The 20,587-nt window shown below is 43.2% G+C and carries 18 protein-coding genes and 1 tRNA gene; 3 read left to right on the top strand and 16 right to left on the bottom strand.

Annotated features, from left to right (window positions below; all coding sequences use genetic code 11):
* Window positions 1-9: 9 nt before the first annotated feature.
* The 6 genes from BUA59_RS18805 to uvrB form a co-directional block, all read right to left on the bottom strand.
* Window positions 10-1,449, bottom strand: coding sequence for an AAA family ATPase (locus tag BUA59_RS18805; RefSeq protein ID WP_072841213.1), 1,440 nt, complete (start codon window positions 1,447-1,449; stop codon window positions 10-12).
* Entirely contained in the window at window positions 1,446-4,982 is a 3,537-nt protein-coding gene (locus BUA59_RS18800; protein WP_072841212.1) for a helicase-related protein, read from the bottom strand. The genes BUA59_RS18805 and BUA59_RS18800 overlap by 4 nt, the downstream gene beginning before the upstream one ends.
* Window positions 4,982-5,947, bottom strand: a complete 966-nt coding sequence (locus BUA59_RS18795) for a WYL domain-containing protein (protein ID WP_072841211.1) — start codon at window positions 5,945-5,947, stop codon at window positions 4,982-4,984. The genes BUA59_RS18800 and BUA59_RS18795 overlap by 1 nt, the downstream gene beginning before the upstream one ends.
* A 319-nt stretch (window positions 5,948-6,266) precedes the next feature.
* A tRNA-Val gene (locus tag BUA59_RS18790) sits at window positions 6,267-6,343 on the bottom strand.
* Between the two features lie 82 nt (window positions 6,344-6,425).
* Window positions 6,426-6,614 carry a hypothetical protein gene (locus BUA59_RS18785; protein WP_072841210.1) on the bottom strand — a complete coding sequence of 63 codons (189 nt, stop codon included), beginning with the start codon at window positions 6,612-6,614 and terminating at the stop codon, window positions 6,426-6,428.
* Between the two features lie 19 nt (window positions 6,615-6,633).
* Entirely contained in the window at window positions 6,634-8,661 is a 2,028-nt protein-coding gene (uvrB, locus tag BUA59_RS18780; RefSeq protein ID WP_072841209.1) for an excinuclease ABC subunit UvrB, read from the bottom strand.
* Between the two features lie 286 nt (window positions 8,662-8,947).
* On the opposite strand from uvrB, the gene BUA59_RS18775 reads away from it, so the two are divergent.
* Complete coding sequence (locus BUA59_RS18775; protein ID WP_072841208.1) at window positions 8,948-10,672, top strand: SulP family inorganic anion transporter; 1,725 nt, start codon at window positions 8,948-8,950, stop codon at window positions 10,670-10,672.
* Window positions 10,673-10,701: 29 nt separating this feature from the next.
* Here the strand turns inward: BUA59_RS18775 and BUA59_RS18770 are convergent, their stop codons facing one another.
* The 5 genes from BUA59_RS18770 to ihfB all read right to left on the bottom strand — a co-directional run bounded on the left by BUA59_RS18770 (window position 10,702) and on the right by ihfB (window position 13,821).
* Window positions 10,702-11,016 carry a ComEA family DNA-binding protein gene (locus tag BUA59_RS18770; protein WP_072841207.1) on the bottom strand — a complete coding sequence of 105 codons (315 nt, stop codon included), beginning with the start codon at window positions 11,014-11,016 and terminating at the stop codon, window positions 10,702-10,704.
* Window positions 11,017-11,163: 147 nt separating this feature from the next.
* Window positions 11,164-11,871 carry an orotidine-5'-phosphate decarboxylase gene (pyrF, locus tag BUA59_RS18765; RefSeq protein ID WP_072841206.1) on the bottom strand — a complete coding sequence of 236 codons (708 nt, stop codon included), beginning with the start codon at window positions 11,869-11,871 and terminating at the stop codon, window positions 11,164-11,166.
* A 59-nt stretch (window positions 11,872-11,930) separates the two neighbouring features.
* A complete protein-coding gene (lapB, locus tag BUA59_RS18760; RefSeq protein WP_072841205.1) occupies window positions 11,931-13,109 on the bottom strand; it encodes a lipopolysaccharide assembly protein LapB in 1,179 nt (392 codons plus the stop codon).
* Window positions 13,110-13,114: 5 nt separating this feature from the next.
* Window positions 13,115-13,438 (bottom strand): lipopolysaccharide assembly protein LapA domain-containing protein, encoded by a 324-nt coding sequence (locus BUA59_RS18755; protein WP_072841204.1) that lies wholly within the window; start codon window positions 13,436-13,438, stop codon window positions 13,115-13,117.
* Between the two features lie 74 nt (window positions 13,439-13,512).
* On the bottom strand, window positions 13,513-13,821 hold the full coding sequence (ihfB, locus tag BUA59_RS18750) for an integration host factor subunit beta (RefSeq protein ID WP_072841203.1): 309 nt from the start codon (window positions 13,819-13,821) through the stop codon (window positions 13,513-13,515).
* Between the two features lie 208 nt (window positions 13,822-14,029).
* Between ihfB and ppa the strand changes: the two genes are divergently transcribed.
* Window positions 14,030-14,560: an inorganic diphosphatase gene (gene ppa / locus BUA59_RS18745; RefSeq protein WP_072841202.1), complete on the top strand. Its 531-nt coding sequence runs from the start codon at window positions 14,030-14,032 to the stop codon at window positions 14,558-14,560.
* A gap of 133 nt (window positions 14,561-14,693) precedes the next feature.
* Here the strand turns inward: ppa and trxB are convergent, their stop codons facing one another.
* The gene (gene trxB / locus BUA59_RS18740) at window positions 14,694-15,647 is read right to left on the bottom strand and encodes a thioredoxin-disulfide reductase (protein ID WP_072841201.1); all 954 of its coding nucleotides are present in this window, start codon (window positions 15,645-15,647) and stop codon (window positions 14,694-14,696) included.
* Between the two features lie 175 nt (window positions 15,648-15,822).
* A complete protein-coding gene (locus tag BUA59_RS18735; protein ID WP_072841200.1) occupies window positions 15,823-16,563 on the bottom strand; it encodes a HesA/MoeB/ThiF family protein in 741 nt (246 codons plus the stop codon).
* Between the two features lie 87 nt (window positions 16,564-16,650).
* Between BUA59_RS18735 and BUA59_RS18730 the strand changes: the two genes are divergently transcribed.
* On the top strand, window positions 16,651-17,949 hold the full coding sequence (locus tag BUA59_RS18730) for an inosine/guanosine kinase (RefSeq protein WP_072841199.1): 1,299 nt from the start codon (window positions 16,651-16,653) through the stop codon (window positions 17,947-17,949).
* A 115-nt stretch (window positions 17,950-18,064) separates the two neighbouring features.
* Here BUA59_RS18730 and BUA59_RS18725 read toward each other — a convergent pair whose 3' ends face one another.
* From BUA59_RS18725 to BUA59_RS18715, 3 genes are all read right to left on the bottom strand, one after another.
* Window positions 18,065-18,574: a chemotaxis protein CheW gene (locus BUA59_RS18725; protein ID WP_012070905.1), complete on the bottom strand. Its 510-nt coding sequence runs from the start codon at window positions 18,572-18,574 to the stop codon at window positions 18,065-18,067.
* Window positions 18,575-18,679: 105 nt separating this feature from the next.
* Window positions 18,680-19,549, bottom strand: coding sequence for a Tim44 domain-containing protein (locus tag BUA59_RS18720; protein ID WP_072841198.1), 870 nt, complete (start codon window positions 19,547-19,549; stop codon window positions 18,680-18,682).
* A gap of 11 nt (window positions 19,550-19,560) precedes the next feature.
* On the bottom strand, window positions 19,561-20,568 hold the full coding sequence (locus BUA59_RS18715; protein ID WP_072841197.1) for a tryptophan--tRNA ligase: 1,008 nt from the start codon (window positions 20,566-20,568) through the stop codon (window positions 19,561-19,563).
* Window positions 20,569-20,587 lie beyond the last annotated feature (19 nt).

Genomic DNA, 20,587 nt, shown 5'->3' with positions numbered 1-20,587 from the left:
AGTTATCCCTTATTGATTACGCTTTGGTAGTTTGTCTTTCATGGCTTGTAAGCGAATTAAGCGTTCGCATTCGAGCCACTCTTGATGGGTTTCGCCAAAGTGTTGAATGATTTTTCCTTTCAGTGCCGCCCCATCATCATTCTCATGCTCACTTTGGCTGATGAGTTGTTTGTATTGGGTGAGCCAGTGTGACTCTTCTACATCGGGTACTGGGTCTACCAGTTGCAAATCCGCCATTACGTCGGCGCTGGCTACGCCTTTACTTTGTTTTAAAGGCGGATTAGCTGTTGATATAATTTGGCCTGTATCACTGTCTGTTTCATGTTTGATAACACGTATGCTTTCTGCTGGAACAGTTGAAAGCACCTGTGGGCTATGTGTAGTTACAATAAATTGAATATTCGGAAATGCGTTACGTAAAGACGCTATCACTGTTTGCTGCCACTGTGGGTGCAAGTGCATATCCACTTCGTCGATCATTACAACCCCTGGAGATTGCTTGGCGGCTTGATCTTGTAAATGTCCATTTAACAGCACGCAGCGATAGGCAATATCGGCAACCATCGCCAGCATATTTTTTATACCGTCACTTAATTGGGATATTTTCATTACACCATGTGCAGGATGCTTTAATACTAGCGATTTATCGTATCTCTCGCTGTACTGTAAGTGCTGCCACCCCACAGGTTTAAGCACTTCGTTTACGGCATCTTGCACCACTTTTACTGGGCGGCGCAGTTCATTGGGTACTTCGATAAACGTTGCGCCATCTTCTAGCTGTTTAATCTGATATTCCATGACTTTTAAATAAGCCGATGTAAACCAATCTTGAAACTGCTTAAAGCTAGATGCTGGATCTAAACAATCACGATAAGCGAAGGTTCTGATTTGCTCGTTATTTTTTTCAGTTGCGCCTTTTTTACCATCGGTAAGGCGTTTTTCTCGCCATAGACGACCTGTGCCGTAATAACCAAACACAGGTAAGATTTTAGGAGAAACACTTAGATCTCTTATCGCATTTTGAAGCGCCTTAGCTGAATCTTTTAAAGCTTTTGTACCTGCATCATCTTTTGTTTGTGATTTTTTAGCTTCACTGTCGCGATAACGTTGCCAAACACTCATATTGGCTTGGTATTTACCTACTGCTGTAATAGATGAAGGAAACTGTCTTGCCATTTCATCTAATGCGCCAAATATAGGTGATTTCTGATCAACAGATTTTAAAATTCGAACATCATCAATGGTTATCGTATTTGCTGGATCAACATAAGGCGTCTTTGCTAAATCGAATTGGCTGACATAGGGCCAAAGAGCAATGCGAACTGCATCTAAAATAGTGGTCTTACCTTGCCCATTATTTGCGGCCAATACCGTAATGTTGGAGTGAAGGCCAATCTCCAAACGCTGATAACAGCGAAAGTTTTCAAGAGTAATTTTTTCTAGTTTCATAAACTTTGCTCCGGCGGTACTGCTTTTGATAGCAGCTCATTGAGGTCGTAATTAATACTTGCAACGCCAAAATCGGGCTCGACACTAAACGGATTCCTAATGTAATAAGGCCCTTCGTGAGCATCTTCACTCACAATCACAATGGCGAGAATAAATTTTTCCGATTGGTTTAAACCGTAAATAATTTCGTTACGACTCACGGTAATGGTGCTTTGGCCTTTGGCGCGACCTTTTACTTCGATATGGCGGTCGGGTTTGATGGAACCATCGGCATTTACTGGCGGACGAGAAGTAACATCCCAACCGCATTTTTCTGCACCTACATCAGTGACTGTATGACCGAAAGCACGTTCGGCTTCCATGACTGCATTCATAGCGACTCGCTCTACGCGGGCACGTGCAACGGCATCCACCGAAAACTGGGTTTCACCTTTACGCATGGACAATAAGCCTTGAGGGATAACCAGAGCGCCACCAATTACCACTGGGGTGCTGGATACCACATTTTTAAGCGCAATCAATTCGGTTTTACGTTGTTCTAAACGCGCGGTAAGTTCATCCACGCGGCGACGAGCCATTTCAGGTTGCATACGAGGTTGTTTACCTGCGCTTACGTCGTCTTGCAATTTGATGTAACGGTCAGACCAATAGTTAATTTCTTTTACTAAGCGCTCATTCACTGCTGCCATAGTTTTATCGGCCTGGCGTTCACGACGACCTTTTACCTCGGCATAGTGCTCAGGCACCAGTTGCTGTGAGGCATGGTTTAGCGCTAGTGCTTCTAGGTTATGGTTGAGCCAACCCGCTTGCAGAATATCGCTTATTAACTTGTGATCGTAATCATCAATAGGTTGTAAATCTAAGTGCGGTGCCCAACCCGCATTAATGGCTTTGCCTTGTTCGTTGATTTCAACAAACTGTAATCGGCGCGATGCCACGTCACCGCTTTGGCTCGACTCGCGTACGGTATGATCAACCATGAACAGGACTTTGGGATCGGTACCGTCATCATTTGGATCAACTAATACAGCACCTTGTTTGAGCTTTGGTCGGTGGGCTTGTAACACTAGATCGGTTGCGGCATGCATAAGCGGGTGCATGGGGTGGATCATGTCCGCCATAGGTTTGCCGGTTTGGCGTACGTGCTGCTTTTCAAAACAAATGCGTTCGTACTTTTTCAGTACTGGTGTTCTGCTTTCGCCGATGATACGGTCGCGCTCACGAATGGCTGCGGGCACATGACGCACTTCATAACGGCCAGATTCACGCGCACGAAATTCACCACCTAGTGTTTGAAAGGCTTCGGTGAAAAAGGCTCTAATAAAGTAGGGTTGTAGTTTTCGCGCTTCGGCTTTTTCCATCTCTTCTTTTACTGCATAAAGCTCTTCAAGCCCCATGTGTTGATCAACCAATGCGTTCCGCTTGATAATTTCTTTTAGGTGATCGGCATCCAATGCGCCTTCGATGACCTCATTCATTTTGGCTTTAGTTTTAGGATCTTCGCCGTAGCGAATGGCTTGAACTAATAAATCTCTAAGTGAGACGTTGTCGAAGGCCTCGCCCAATACATCAAATACTTTACCGCCAAGTGCTTCTTTTTCTACTTCGATTTTATCGAACAGTTTTTGGAATACTTCACCTTCGCGTGTTTCGTTCGCAACAATATTCCATAAATGACACACTTCTGTTTGACCAATACGGTGAATACGACCAAAACGCTGCTCTAAGCGATTTGGGTTCCAGGGTAAGTCATAGTTCACCATTAAGTTGGCGTTTTGTAGGTTGACACCTTCGCCTGCTGCATCAGTGGCAATTAACACAACCACTTCAGGATCATTGCGAAATTCTTCTTGGATTTTACGGCGCTCATCGCGATTCGTACCGCCAAAAATCGTACGTACTGCATTGGTATTGCCAAGCATGTCGCCAATGCGGGCGACCAGGTAGTTGAGTGTGTCTTTGTGCTCGGTAAAAATAATGAGCTTTCGGCGACTACCGCTTGCGGTGAACATTTCGGGTTTGTCTTGCAACAAACAAGAGAGCTCTTCCCATTTTTTATCATTACCTGACTGCACAACACTCAACGCTTGGTATTCTAAGTCTTTAAGGCTAAGGATTTCGGCCTCAAGTTCGGGAATGGTCTCGGCAGCGGATGCTTGATCGACCACCTGTTCGGCGTAGATCTCAAACTCTTCAGCACTGAGATCTTCATCGAGTTCATCTAAGTTATCAGGTAAGTCGATTTTTTTCTTAACGCTGTATTCACCAACTGTTTCGGCTAAGGCTTTGTTGACGGATTGACCGCGCGCCATAAGTTTGGTTTCGGCTAAACGATCTTCTAAACGTTTGCGTCGACGTTTCAGTGATTGATAGATTGCCTCGGGGCTGGATGCCAAACGACGTTGCAGCATGGTTAATGCGAAGCCAACGTTGTTCTTCTTTTGGCCATCTAGATTATCGGCGCGGTTCATTTCTTCACGTACGTAGGTAGTTACCTGTTCGTAAAGTGATGCCTCCATCGGTGAAAGCTCGTAATTGGCTGTGTAAGCGCGACGCTCTGGGAACAACGGCGTGCCATCAAACTTAAGTAGCTCCTCTTTTACCATACGTCGCATCATGTCTGACACATCGACCTTATGGGCACCTTCGCGGAATTTTCCATAGAAGCGATCACCATCGAGCAGTGACAACCAAATTTGAAAGTCTTCTTCTTTACCGTTGTGCGGCGTTGCTGTCATCAGTAGGTAGTGGCGTGTGATAGAACCTAGTAATTCACCTAACTGAAATCGCTTAGTTTTATTAACCTTGTTGCCGAAATAATTAGCCGATAACTTATGGGCTTCATCAACAATGATTAAATCCCACTCGGTATTTTTGAGCTTATCTTGGAAGTCTTCATTGCGAGACAGCTGGTCTAATCTGCAAATAAGCTGGTCGGATTCATCAAAGTAATTACCCGAAGCGCATTGCTCTTGTTTTTCACGGCTGAAAATATCGAAGGTAACACCAAACTTTTCAAGCAATTCGTCCTGCCATTGCTCAGTAAGCGAGCCTGGCGACACAATGAGAATGCGCTTGGCATCAGCACGCATTAATAATTCACGTATTAACAGGCCTGCCATGATCGTTTTACCAGCACCAGGGTCGTCGGCCAGCACAAAACGTAACGGCTGCTTTGGTAGCATGTGTTCGTAAACGGCGGATATTTGGTGCGGTAACGGCTCTACATTGGAAGTGTGCACCGCCATCATTGGGTCAAACAAAGCAGCTTGAGTAATACGGTGTGCCTCTAGCCCAAGCTTAAATTCAGCACCGGGTGCATCAAATGCCCATGGCCGACCGGCAGTGGCTAAATTTAAGCGCGCTTCGTCAGAGCGAAACAGCATTTGTTCGCCGAGCTTGCCTTGGCTGTCTTTGTAGTAAACCGTAATTGCCGCATCGCCTACAGGTTCTACCTGAACAATACGGACGATTTCTTCGGCTTGGATGCCACGAACTTGTGCGTCTTTTTTAATGTCTTCGAGTTTTAGCATTAGCTCTCCATATCGTCCGTGATAGTTTTATCGTGATAGCCAGGGGCAATAACTAGATTTTCAACACCGTATAAAGCCGCTTTATTTTTTAGGAACAAATGCTCTCCTTGTCCATTCTTAGTAGCTTTCGATGAGCAATCGACATTCCACAGTCTCAGCAAATATCCTGCTGTTGCAGCCCTGATCTCAACCTTCATCACGCCACCTTTCATGCCATAATCCAGTTCAATCGCTTCGCTGTGCTCTATGCGTGGGTGCGGTACTAACTCTAGCTCTACAAAGCGGTTCCATTGCCGATCTTGGGTTTCGAGCTCACTTTCTTTGATAACAGAGAGCGACAAAGTGGAATCCTTAAGCACGACCGCTGTTTTAATTCGGGTCAGTACAAAGTCACGGAACTCATTATGTTTACGGTCATAACCACGAACGTGCCAACGCAGGCCATTGTCCACCAGCGTATGCGGAACAATTTCACGCGTGGTTTCACCGCTCGATAACGACACATAAGTGATACTCAAGGCTTTGCCTTTGTGGATGGCCTCGGTGACTTTCGCCACTATCGATAGATTCGGTTTGTTAAGGTGATAAGGCGCTTCACAAGCCAGCGGCGGTTTTACCTTTCCAGTAAAGCCATCGCCGTACCCTTGGCTAATCGTCGCCAGCGTTCTCACAACGTCGTAGTCGAACAAGGGCTCAAATGCTTCACCGCGCTTGTGCAACTTGAGCTTTTGGTCATACTCAATGTTGCCTGGCGCAAGCTCTCGGTACATTGTGAAGTCTTTCGTTGCTTGTGCAGCAGCTATGCTGAACCGATCTACTAAGTCTGCCCGTACCGCTTCTCCCTTAAACAATAAGGTGAAATCGATATGGGCAATGCGATCCCTAGTTGCTTGTGGCAACTTCGCTATCTGCGAAAGCCTATCTGGCTTCGCCACTACCGTTTGTTTCAGACCATCATTTGTCATATGTCTTGTTTACCCAATTTGACTTTGACCTACATCGCGTATTCACACTGAACGGCTTCGCACAACGAAACAATACCTATTGGTTGAAGCTGGATATATAGCTATAAAAAACTGTACAGGCTTCAACCTAATTAATTTTATTAGGTATCATCCTATCACTGAAGAGAAAAGATGTGTAGAGGTCGTAAATTAAAACCAAAAAACTAAAGATGGGATCAAAATGGTATCAATCTGGTCCCTTTTTGGTCCCAATTCAGATACAAAAAAGCCGAACACTGGGTTCGGCTTTCGTAACTTACTGAGAAGTAAGAATAAATTTTGGTAGGACTAAGCAGATTCGAACTGCTGACCTCTACCATGTCAAGGTAGCGCTCTAACCAACTGAGCTATAGTCCTAAAAAGTGTTGGCTATTATACGCAGAGGTTTGCTTTTGACAAGCCCTCGTTGGTGTTTTTTGAAGTCTTTGTTTTAAAACTATTATTCACTGACAGGAACAAGCAGTTCGTGGCCAATCACTTCGTCAATTAAACCATAAGGCACTTTGTATTTTTTGTCTTTAAATCGCACAAGCGCATAGTCGTAGCACATCTCAATTACGGTGCAGTTGACTATGACGCCGTTGTCGATAACGCGGATAATATTGTAATTTCTAAGAGTTATGGCCATTTAAGACTCCTCTGTTATTTTATGATTCGCCAACGTCTTTTAATTTTCGTTGAAGCTGGCGAATCTGATCCCGGTAACCCGCCGCTAATTCGAATTTCAACTCTTCCGAAGCTAGCATCATTTCTTTTTGCAGTTGGATCATAGCTTTACGCACTTGTGCCACGTCTTCCATGCTTTCCACTTGATAATCTTTTGCTGTCTCAGCCACTTTCTTGGTTTTGTTGCCACGTTTACCAGCACCAGGGTTATAAGCACCTTCCATGATGTCTTCCACGGATTTGGTAATACCTACTGGCGTAATGCCATGCTCTTCGTTATGGGCTTTTTGCTTTTCACGGCGACGATCCGTTTCGCTGATCGCCCTCTCCATTGATCCAGTAATACGATCGGCGTACAAAATCGCTTTACCATTGACGTTACGAGCAGCACGACCAATAGTTTGAATAAGCGATTTCTCCGAGCGCAAGAAGCCTTCTTTATCGGCGTCAAGAATCGCCACAAGGCTAACTTCTGGAATGTCCAAACCTTCTCGCAGCAAGTTGATACCAACTAACACATCAAACTCACCCAAACGTAAATCTCGAATGATCTCCACTCGTTCGACGGTGTCGATATCAGAATGCAGATAACGCACACGGACACCATGATCACTTAAATAGTCACTTAAATCTTCCGCCATCCGCTTGGTTAAAGTCGTTACCAAAATACGCTCGCCAATCGGCGTTCTTAGATTAATTTCAGACAACAAATCGTCCACCTGAGTCGCCACAGGTCGAACTTCTAGAATAGGGTCTATCAAGCCTGTTGGGCGAACAATTTGCTCTACCACCCAGTCTTGATGCTCTGCTTCGTATTTGCCCGGTGTTGCCGATACAAAAATAGTCTGCGGTTTAATCTGTTCCCATTCTTCAAATCTCATAGGACGATTATCAAGGGCAGACGGCAAACGGAAGCCATATTCGACTAGGTTTTCTTTACGAGATCTATCGCCTTTGTACATGGCGCCGATCTGCGACACTGTAACGTGAGATTCGTCGATAACTAACAAAGCATTGGCTGGCAGGTAATCGAATAAAGTAGGCGGTGGTGAGCCTTCTTCACGACCAGACAAATAACGCGAGTAGTTTTCTATGCCGTTGCAGTAACCAAGTTCTTGCATCATTTCTAAATCGTATCGCGTACGCTGATCAAGGCGTTGCATTTCTACCAACTTATTAAGCGATTTAAGCTGCTCAAGACGCTGATCCAATTCCACTTTAATACGTTCAATTGCTGCTTGTACGGTTTCTTTTGGTGTCACATAGTGAGTTTTCGGATAAATCGTCACACGGGGAACTTTGCGAATGGTTTTGTTAGTTAACGGGTCAATCATCGATAAGGTTTCGACTTCGTCATCAAATAGTTCGATGCGAATCGCGGTGTCTTCAGAGTCCGCAGGAAACACTTCGATAACATCGCCACGAACACGGAAATTACCGCGCTCTAATACCAAATCGTTGCGGCTATATTGCAGCTCAGCCAAACGACGTAACACATCACGCTGATCAATGCGATCACCACGATCAAGGTGCAACATCATTTTTAAATAAGACTGCGGGTCGCCCAGACCATATATCGCCGAAACCGTAGCAACGATAATAACGTCTTCACGCTCTAGCAAGGCTTTAGTCGCCGACAGTCGCATTTGCTCTATGTGTTCGTTGACTGATGCGTCTTTCTCAATAAAGGTATCAGACGCAGCCACATACGCTTCTGGCTGGTAATAATCGTAGTAAGAAACAAAATATTCAACGGCGTTATTGGGAAAGAATTCTTTGAATTCGCCGTAAAGCTGTGCCGCCAAGGTCTTGTTGTGAGCCATGACAATGGTTGGGCGTTTCACTTGTGAGATGACATTGGCAATAGTGTACGTTTTACCTGAGCCTGTTACCCCAAGTAATGTTTGGTGAGCCAAGCCCGCTTCGACACCACGAACAAGTTTCTCTATGGCTTTTGGCTGATCGCCTGCGGGTGAATAAGATGAAACAACCTGAAACTCTTGCGACACGGATATTTTCCCTTAGCTTTACAATCGACTTAATAGATTACCAAATTTTGCTAGAGACGTCTGGTATTTCAATCACTCATAACAGTTTGATTCCAGCAATATCTATCTCAAAGAAGAAAACTATCAAGATTAGACTTTACCAATTTCGCCACCATATATAACATAATGAAATATTCTTATAACCTAAACTAATTCATTCAAAAATATTAGCACTAGGGAATTAGGCATGCATTTTTATGTGTCATGATTACAAAGCACTCAACCAAAATATTTTTAAGCGAGTAAAATGACTAAATTGGAAAAATACTTTCCAGCAATGGCTTGGCTTAAAGGCTATTCACGAGAAGACATGCAAACAGATGCGATGGCCAGTTTGATAGCCACCATTTTGTTAATTCCACAAAGCATGGGTTACGCCTTGCTTGCAGGGCTACCCGCCGTGGTTGGCCTCTACGCAGGAATCATTCCTGCTATTTTGTACTCCCTTTTTGGAACTAGCCGCACACTTGCTGTTGGCCCAGTCGCCATTACCTCAATGATGACCGCGACCATCGCAATGCCATTCGCACTACCTGGAAGTGAAAATTATGCAGCTATCGCAATGATGTTGGCGTTTCTATCCGGTGTTTTTTTGATTTTGATGAGCCTGTTAAAAATGGGCTTTCTATCTAACTTATTAAGTCATCCGGTTATTTCCGGTTTTATTAGTGCTTCTGCAATTTTAATTGCTGTTGGCCAGTTCAAGCACTTAATCGGTGTTCAAGCCCATGGCAACAATCTAATCGAGCTAGCGAAAAGTATGATGCTGCATAGCAAAGACATCAATCTACCCACTGTCATTTTAAGTGCGATTTCCATCACTCTTTTAATACTACTAAAACGCTATTTAACACCTGTTCTTAGCAAACTTGGGTTAGCGAAAAATACCGCTAGCATGTTGGGCAAAGCAGGCCCTGTAATCGTTGTCGTTGCAACAACAAGCTGCGTTGCAGTATTTTCTCTAGACTCACTCGGTATCAAAATCGTTGGCGATATAAGCAATAGTTTACCCACGATACCTTTTGAAAATTTTACTTTAGATACCATGATTGATCTGTTACCGGGGGCTTTTCTAATCAGCATTGTGGGCTTCGTTGGGTCTGTTTCTGTTGCTCAATCTTTTGCGGCAAAGCGTAAACAAGATATTAATCCAAACCAAGAGCTGGTCGGATTGGGGTTGGCGAACTTAGCCGCAGCATTTAGTGCATCTTTCCCAGTAACAGGTGGGTTTTCAAGGTCGGTGGTCAATGTCAGTGCCGGAGCGAAAACCCCAATGACAGGCATATTAACCGGATTATTAATGCTTATAACTTTGCTATTTTTTACACCGCTTTTTTACTATCTTCCAACAGCGGTATTAGCAAGCAGCATTACTATCTCTATTTTGCAGCTTATCGATTTTAAAGACTTCTTAAGACTCTATCGTTTCTCTAAACAAGAAGCACTCGGCTTGTTAGCAACCTTCTTTGTCGTACTATTTATTGGTATGGAAACAGGAATAATCGTTGGGGTTTCGTTATCACTCTTGTTCTTTCTTTGGCACACTAGCCATCCACATATTGCCGTGGTTGGTCGCCTTCCAGGAACAGAACACTTTCGTAATGTGAATCGCTTTGATGTCGAAACAGACCCAGAAATAGTCACCATTCGAATTGATGAAAACCTCTTCTTTGCCAACGCCCGAGTGCTAGAAGATTACGTGTTGACGCTAATATCAAGACATAAAGATATCAAACATCTCATTCTGATGTGCAACGCGGTCAATATGATAGATGCCAGTGCATTAGATAGTTTAGAAACCATTGACGATAGATTGAAATCCGCTGGCGTAATGCTGCATTTTTCAGAAATTAAAGGCCCCGTAATGGATAAGCTAACGGACTCTAGCCTAATAGAAAACCTGAGTGGACAAGTCTTTTTAACTCAACATCAAGCCATTAAAGCCTTAACAATAAAACAAGCGGACGCATAATCCGCTTGTTTTCAGTTATCTAAATAAAGCTAATTTTTCGAACTTTCACCGGTTGCCACGACTTGAAGTAAATCCCTGTTGCGGGCCAAAAGCGCATCGCCAATACCTTTAACCTGAGCTAATTGATCAACGGAATCGAAGCCGCCATTAGCCTCACGATAAGCAATAATTGCCTCCGCTTTTTTAATCCCAACACCAGACATCACCGCAGAAAACTGGGTAGCAGTTGCGGTATTTATATCCAAAGGGGTTGCAGCGAAAAGCGAGAAAGGCATAAAAGCCAGAGAGATAACAAGAAGTGAGCGAGCAGCACAAACACATAAAATACGTTTGAAATTCGTCATAGAAAAATCCTTTTCAAATTCTTTTAAAAACAGAAGATGGCATCTTGCCAATAAAAAACCACTTACTGCGTCAACAAGAGCTGAAACAAGTAAGTGGTTTTAGAGTAAAAGGTTTTTAACCAGACTTCAAGGCTCAAGGCGAGCAATTTATGTCATCAAGCCCAAATCAGCATTTGCCTGAGTTAATACCGCAATAGGATCATTCGCCTGTGTAATAGGACGCCCCATTACAAGGTAATGACTACCAGCTGCCATTGCTTCAGCTGGTGTCATGATGCGTTTCTGATCGCCTTGATCAGAACCAGCAGGACGAATACCTGGAGTTACTAAAACAAGGTCTTTACCTAGATCTGCTGACAACATACTGGATTCTTGTGCAGAGCAAACCACACCATCCATTCCTGATGATTTTGCTAATGCAGCAAGACGTTTTACATGTTGCTCAGGGGTTGAATCTATACCTATTTCTATAAGGTCGCTTTGATCCATACTGGTCAGTACCGTCACCGCGATCAGCAAGGTTTTATTATCAGGCAGTTGTTGTAACGCATTAGCAGAGGCCTCCATCATTCGGCGACCACCAGAGGCATGTACGTTTACCATCCAAACACCAGCCCTTGCCGCCACACTAACAGCATTGGCAACCGTATTGGGAATATCATGAAATTTAAGATCTAGAAAAATCTCGAATCCTAATTTATGCAGTTCATCCAAAATCACAGGACCAGCTGTTGTAAATAGCTCTTTGCCGACTTTAACTCGACATTGTTCAGGGTCAAGTCGTTTAGCCATCTCAATAGATTGCGCCATGGTTGGATAATCTAGGGCAACCACTATAGGGGATTGGCAGCTCATTCAGTGTCCTCTTTCTTTCAGTTTCTATCGTTTATAAGTGTCAAAATGCTCAGGTGGTTTTATTCGCCTTCCAATCCATGAATCGGCTTCACCACGCCCCAATTTTTACAACTTGGACACTGCCAATGCAATTGATGGCCTGGAAAGCCGCACTGACGGCATTGATATTTGTGTTTTGCTTGAACCAACTGATCAATAAGCTCAAATAGAACCACCAGATGTTGCTGGTTGTACCCTTGAGAATCTGCAAGCTGCAAGCTAATTAGCTCTTTAAAGCCTTTAATTGTGGGGTGCTGCCTTAACTGCTCAACCAAAAACATTTCAGCATAATCTTTATCTGTTTCCATATAATGCTGGACAAGCGCCATAATCAACGCTGTAGAAGGTTTTTTCTGGTTCTGTTCTTGTAGAAATTTAATATATCCACCACTACCCCATACCTTTTGATAACACTCTTTTAACTTGGGGATAATGATTGAAATGAATTCTGGATCTTGCTCCGCAGCATGCTTTAGCTCTTTAATCGCATCACGATAACGGCCCTGACTATTTAATACATCGGCAGCGCCAATACTCGCTCGAACACAACTAGAATCTACATCTAAAGCATCTTTATAATGTTGGAAGGCCTGCTTCCATTGCTCTTTCTTTTGGAGTTCTTGCGCCATTTCACAATGAAAATGTGCCAAGCGCTTAATCTCTTTTTTGGTTGGCGTTTCTTTTATCAATTCAGAACCGATTTGAATAGCCTTATCCCAGCTTTGCTCAAATTCATAAAGATCCACGAGCAAGGTAAGTATTTTAGGTTGAAACTCACTTTTCCGTGATGTGGACGCCATATTTAATAACAGGCGACCCGCTCTATCCAACAAACCTGCCGACATAAAGTCACTGGCCAATTCCAATTGCACCATACGCATTTCACGCTGGGATATTTCGGGGCGAGCAAGTAAGTTTTGATGGATGTTAATCGCTTTTTGTATTTCGCCTTTTTTACGAAATAAATTGCCTAGTGTGAGATGAATATCAAAAGTATCAGAGTTAACTTCTAAGGAATCAACAAAAGCATCAATAGCCTCTGAGTGTTGATCGTTAAGTAAATGATTGAGGCCACGAAAATAATCCGTCGGAATATTTTTCTTAACCTGCTTATTTTTCTTGGTCGGATTTTTACGCCCCATTGCCCAGCCAACGAAGAGCGCGACAAAAAGAACCAAAAACAACCCAATTTCGGTCAACTCAATTACTCCTTCCCAACAGAAAGCTCTTTAGCAATAGAGGCTTTACGCAAGGCATCCACTTCATCTCGTGCTTTTTCGTATTTACGAGTCAACACCCTAATCTGGCGTTCACTACGCAAATACGCAATAGAGCTGACTAAAAGAGCCACACAAGCTCCTACGGTAAAAGATAAAATGACATAAAGAGCGACGCTTAGTTCGGGACCTTGCCAAAAAACAAGATCAAGGGGAATAAGTTGTGGATTACGGATGGCAAAAAACACACCCACGGCGAGAAAGAAAACAATGAGTACTGTATAAGTAACTCTTTTCAGCCATTTAAGCATAAAACAACCTACCAAAAATAGAATGGCGTTATTATGCCGTGATAGCTCATAGATTTCGAGGCATAAGACGTAAATTAGTTAAGTTCGTTGATCTCATTGTCTTCAGGTAGGTTGACTAACTCTCTCAACTCTTTACCTGGTTTAAAATGAGGTACATATTTCGCGCTCAACTCAACAGACTCCCCAGTTTTAGGGTTTCGGCCTATTCTAGGTGCTCGATAATGTAGAGAAAAACTACCAAAGCCTCGTATCTCAATGCGCTCACCATTTGCCAAAGAATCAGACATATGTTCAAGCATTGCTTTGATTGCTTGCTCAACATCTTTTACTGGTAAATGGGATTGCTGATCGATTAGCAGCTCTATCAGCTCAGATTTTGTCATTACTGTCCTCGCGACTATAATTTGATCACTGTGTAAGACTAGCTAAATTCAGAAAGAAAGCAATAAGTTAACGCATTTTAAGGCTATTTTTACTCATTTAATTCGATCTGAATAGCGAATATTACGAAAGGATGCGTTCCACAACTAGCATAGAAGCTGTCTAGCTTTTATAATATCGCCCATATTTAATACATTGGAAGAAATAATAATGAGCTATAGCAAAATACCTGCCGGCAAAGATGCACCAAACGACATCAACGTTATCATCGAAATTCCAGCACAAGCGAACCCAGTAAAATACGAAGTTGATAAAGACATGGACGCGCTTGTTGTTGACCGCTTCATGACGGCTCCTATGTTTTACCCTGCAAACTACGGTTACGTGAACAACACTTTAGCTGATGACGGTGACCCAGTTGACGTATTGGTTATTACGCCTTACCCAGTTGTACCAGGTTCTGTTATTCGCTGCCGTCCGGTTGGCGTACTGAACATGTCTGACGAAGCGGGTATGGACGCTAAATTGGTTGCCGTTCCTCACGAAAAACTAAGTAAAGAATACGGTCATATCCAAGATGTGAACGACATTCCACAATTGCTACGTGATCAAATCGAACATTTCTTCGAAAACTACAAAACCCTTGAAAAAGGTAAGTGGGTAAAAGTAGAAGGCTGGGCGAACGCAGAAGAAGCGAAAAAAGCCATCGTTGAAGGCATCGAAGCTTACAACGCTCAGTAATTCGCTTAACACGAATTACCATAGGCATAAAAAAACCGATCCTAGAATCGGTTTTTTTGTTTATGACACTAATTCAACAAAGTTTAAGGCTTATGTACAACGTATTGAACATATCACCTCATTCCTAACTTGCTCACTCTTGAGAATCAAGAAAACGTTCCGCATCCAACGCCGCCATACAACCAGTACCCGCTGATGTGATTGCTTGACGGTAAATATGATCAGACACATCACCCGCAGCAAAAACACCTTCAACGCTAGTTTGCGTCGCGTTACCGTGCGTACCAGATTGCACTTTTAAGTAGCCATCTTTCATTTCAAGCTGACCTTGGAAGATATCTGTATTTGGCTTATGACCAATCGCAACAAACAAACCAGCAACAGCTAATTCTTTTGTCTCGCCTGTTTGACTATTTTTGATACGAACACCAGTTACACCTGCACTATCGCCTAGCACTTCGTCTAGCTCAGAATGCCATTCGATTTTCACATTGCCGTTTTTCGCTTTTTCCATCAATTTGTCCGCTAGAATTTTTTCAGAGCGGAACTTGTCACGACGGTGAATAACGGTAACCGTTTTTGCAATGTTAGAAAGGTAAAGCGCTTCTTCAACAGCTGTATTACCACCACCGATTACAGCAACATCTTGGTTGCGGTAGAAGAAACCATCACAAGTTGCGCAAGCAGACACGCCTTGGCCCATGAATTTCGTTTCGCTCTCTAGACCCAAGTACTGAGCACTCGCACCAGTTGAAATAATCAACGCATCGCAAGTGTAAACACCACTGTCACCTTCCAAACGAAATGGACGGTTTTTTAAATCTACTTTATTGACATGGTCAAAAATGATTTCTGTTTCAAAACGCTCTGCATGCTTACGCATACGCTCCATCAATTCTGGACCTTGTACGCCTTGATCATCACCTGGCCAGTTATCAACTTCGGTAGTCGTCGTCAACTGACCACCCATTTGCATACCTGTAATCATCACAGGATTAAGGTTCGCACGAGCCGCATAAACAGCTGCGGTGTAACCCGCTGGGCCAGAACCTAAAATCATTAATTTAGCGTGTTTAACATCGCTCATGTTATTGCTCCTGTAAATGAATGCTTGCCTGACACAAAAATGCTCGGCTAAAAAGACTGTGGTGAATTCTAACGAAAATCTGCTGAAATTCTTAGAGAAAAATATTAATTACTAAAATAGGGGCTATCTATCAGTTTTCAAGCGTAGAGCTAATTTTAACCATCACACCAGCTTCCTACGAACAAGCCAAACACTCTGGATCTTGAGTTAAACGCATCTCACGCCACTCCCCTTCAAAACCATCGAACAGCCTTAATACACCATGTTTGACCTTTCCGCAGCCACTTGCCAGCTTTAAGGCTTCAAGTGCCTGATAGACGCCTAACAAGCCAACAACAGGTGCGACAATTCCACTCTCATTACAACTTAACTGCTGATCCGACAAAGACGGATATAAACATTCGTAACAAGGTGCTGAGTGCTGATGATATAAAAAGCTCACCAACTGCCCTTCCCAACGAATTGCTGCCGCACTAACTAATGGTTTTTTTAATGACAAACAAGCTCGGTTGATGGCTTGTCTAGCAGTAAAGTTGTCGGTACAGTCCAACACCACATCCGCTTGCTCTACGGCGTTTAATAGAGAATCACCGGATAATTTTTGCGCGATAACCTCCACTTTGACAGCTTGATTTTTAAGAGCGATTTGTTTCGCCGCTGCATCAACCTTGTTTAAACCAATCTGACTTTCATCATAAAGCACTTGGCGAGGCAAATTACTGCTTTCTAATTGATCGCCGTCAGCCAAAATCAAATAGCCAACTCCGGAAGTTGCCAAATACGTAGCAGCAATATTTCCCAATCCACCCAAGCCAATGACCAAGACTTTCGCTTGGGCAAGGTTGAGTTGCCCTTGAATATCAAAATTGGGTAATAATAACTGACGACTATAACGATCTAACTCTGATTCGTTCATTTTCACCTTACTTTCTTACAACTCATCCTGCCCGACCGGTCAATTCTTTGCTAAACTCGCTTAATTATCTTACCCACGAGCACCAATATGAAGTTTCCCGGCAGACGCAAACTTAAACATTACTTTCCAGTTTCCCAACCAAAGCCCGTTTTGCCCACATCGGAAGTTCATCCCGATAAAGATACTTACATTGTTGGTTTGGATGAAACCATTGTCGACGTGGTCGCCAATGTCTCTGATCAATTTTTAGAGACATTTAATATCCAAAAAGGCTTATCAAATCTTGTCGATGCTGATACAGCCTCCGCTATTTACAGCGAATTAACAGCACAAAATAGTATCTCTGATCATTTTGCCGGTGGCACCATTGGCAACACCATTCATAACTATTCTGTATTAGCCGATGACAAATCTGTACTACTTGGTGTTATGTCAGCCAACATCACTTTAGGGTCACCAGCTTACCATTATATCTGCCATACCAGCAGCAAAGTCGATATGAATCACTTACAAGGCGTACCTGGTGATATTGGCCGAGGTATTACCTTGATCACACCGGATGGTGAACGCACTTTTGCTATCGCCCCCGGTGACATGGATGAACTAGACGTCGATCACATACCCGAACATATCATCGCAGGAAGTGCAGCATTGGTAACATGCGCCTATCCATTGCGCCACCAAGGCAAACCGATTAAACAAGCTATGTTAAAAGCCTTGGAATACGCTCACCTGCACCATGTTCCAACCGTATTAACATTAGGCACCAAGCACCTTGTAGAAGATAATCGCGAAGAGTTACTCGAACTGATTAAAAAATACGTCAACGTACTAGCGATGAATGAACTAGAAGCCGAAGCATTAACGGGCTTCTCAGATCCATTACAAGCCGCCAGTGCAATTCTAGAGCATGTAGACATTGTGCTGCTTACCGCTGGCCCTGATGGCATGTATTTATGCGGACATACTGATGATGAACTAAGACGTGAAACCACACACCCGATAAAATCTGGTAGTTTGGCAGATTTTAACCGCTGGGAATTTAGTCGCCCAATGTTGCGCGAGGCGTGCAAACAACCGGTGAAAGTTTTTTCTCATATAGACCCGTATATGGGTGGTCCAGAGAAAATCCGCAACACTAATGGCGCTGGTGATGGCGCGCTATCGGCTTTACTGCATGATATTTCTGCCAATCATTTTCACAAAGAAGTTATTCCAAACTCCAGCAAACACTTGGCGCCATTTCTAGCCTATTCTTCTTTCGCACAGATCTGCAAATATTCAAACCGCGTGAGTTATGAAATCCTTGCTCAAAACGCGTCTCGCTTATCCAGAGGATTACCAGAAAGAGAAGACAGCCTTGAAGAAGCTTATTGGGAAAGATAAGCTTCAAGACCACTGCCTATAAAATATAATTTTAGGCATAAAAAAACCATGCGCGGCGGCATGGTTTTTTCTATATTCACTCAATAAAAGAGCCGTTCAAAAAGAATCTGTTGGTTTAATTCATCGCTTCGATGCCAAGTGCATCATTGCGTTCAAACATACGGTTAAGCTCAAGTAAAATAACCAACTCTTCTTCTTTCTGATAAACACCTTGAATGAACTTCAATGCTTCATCATTACCAACGCTAGGACTTTGCTCAATCTCACCCTGGTATAAATAGAATACTTCTTGGACTGCATCAACAAGCAAACCAACTTGCTCGCCATCGTGTTCGATAATAATGATCCGAGTATCATCAGTGATAGTGCACTCTGGCAAACTAAAACGTACTCGAGTATCCACTACCGTCACGACATTACCACGTAAATTAACAATGCCTAATACATAAGAAGGCGCACCTGGAACTGGGGCGATTTCACTATACCGTAGCACTTCTTTAATCTGCATGACGTTAATACCATAGGTCTCGTCAATCAGCTTAAAAGTTAGATACTGTAACAACTCGCCTTTTTTCGATTCAGATAAGGCTTTCCCATTTTCTTTAATAGGCGCTAATTCAGACATGGCTCACATCCATATTCAGTTTAATAAGAGTAATGTAGAACTCATCACAAGCTTTGTCTAGTTTAAACAAACCATGATGAGTCTACGAGCAAAGTTAAGTAACAATTAGTTGTCTTGTTGTATCCCAACTATTGTCCAATTTCCATTTGCATCAGACATATTCTTTTCCAAATGCCAAATTTCATTTGTATCGGAAGTCTGATCACCTTCTTTGATCCAGCCTGAAAACTGCAAAGAGATAGAAGCTATTGAACCAATATATTCACCACGAACCAGCTCAGCCATCAAAGAGATAACTTCGGTACGCGGTTTGTTATCACCATGAGTCGCACGTTCTGCAACCAAAAGGTTGTAAAGCTCAGGGCTAACATAATCAAGAATTTCATCAAAATTATTGTCATCCCACGCTTTTTGCAGCGTGATGTAATGATTTTTTGCTTCGGCAACAAACGCCTGCTCATTAAATCCTGGTGGAAGCTTAATCTCTGGTTGTGCACCAAAGCCACTTATTCCAGACATTGGAGAAGGCTGAACATTATCGCGAGTTGAGTTTGGCACTTCGCGGAACATACCATTCGTACCTGCACCACTGGCTTGAGCCTGAGCAGCACGGCGTTTTGGTGCGATAAAGAACTTGTAGATCAAGAAACCAATCACAGCAAATAGCAAAATATCACCGAAAGAAATGCCATCAAAAGCACCACTTCCTAGCAAGGCAGCAAAAATACCACCAGCTAACAAACCACCTAACAAACCGCCGCCTAAACCACCCAAAAATCCAGGTTTTTTAGCGCCAGCTGCAGCGTTCGTCGTACTGCTTGTATTAGCTGCAGTGCTTTTAGGTTTAGAAACAGAAAAGCTTTTACCAAAACTTTTACCACCACCAAACTTTTTAGCCTGAACATCCGCACTATAACCGCCAGCGCCGATTGCCAAAACAAACGCCATTAACATGGCAAATACTGTTGTTTTCACAAAACTCTCCTTTATTTAAAGTTGACCAAACCAACGGCATTGCGTAAGTCTGAAATCATTCCACGTGCACGAGCTCGCGCTTTCTCTGCCCCTGCTTGTAACACTTCTTCTACATGAGCAGGATTCGCAATTAACTCAAGGTACTTTTCACGCGGCTCAGATAGTTGACCATTAACCAAAGTAAAAAGTTCCTTCTTCGCTTCGCCCCATGCAATACCTTCTGCATAATTCTGACGCATTTGTGCTGTTTGCTCAGGCGTTGCGAACGCTTTATAAATATCAAACACGGTAGAGTCTTCAGGGTCTTTAGCTTCACCTGGCTCTAACAAGTTTGTTTTAATTTTATTGATACCTTTTTGTAGCTTTTTCTCAGTATCAAATAATGGAATCGTATTATTGTAGCTCTTACTCATCTTACGACCGTCTAGACCTTTAAGTATTGAACCCTCTTCGCCAACAACGGCTTCAGGTAATACAAAATGCTCACCAAATAAATGATTAAAACGACCCGCAATATCTCGCGCCATTTCGATATGCTGTATTTGGTCACGACCAACAGGCACTTTATGCGCGTTAAACGCCAAAATATCTGCCGCCATCAACACTGGATAGCAGAACAAGCCCATGGTAATACCAAAATCTGGGTCTTGACCGTTGGCAAGGTTTTCATCGACAGCACCTTTATAAGCATGGGCGCGGTTCATCAAACCTTTAGCGGTCACACAAGTCAGTAGCCAATTCAATTCGGCAATTTCAGGAATATCAGACTGACGGTAGAAAGTTGCTTTATCAGTATCTAAACCACACGCTAGCCAGGTCGCCGCGATTTCTAAACGAGACTGTTTCACGCGCTCTGGATCCTGACACTTGATCAACGCATGATAGTCTGCAAGGAAGAAGTAAGATTCCGTGTTTTCTTGACGGCTCGCTTCGATCGCAGGACGAATTGCACCCACATAGTTGCCTAGGTGTGGAGTGCCTGTGGTGGTAACACCGGTTAAAACAATTTCTTTTGCCATTGTTGCTACTCTTTCCTAC

It is taken from the genome of Marinomonas polaris DSM 16579 (genome assembly GCF_900129155.1).
GTDB classification, from domain to species: domain Bacteria; phylum Pseudomonadota; class Gammaproteobacteria; order Pseudomonadales; family Marinomonadaceae; genus Marinomonas; species Marinomonas polaris.
Note: the sequence above shows the minus strand (reverse complement) of the source record. Positions and strands in the feature narration are given on the sequence as shown.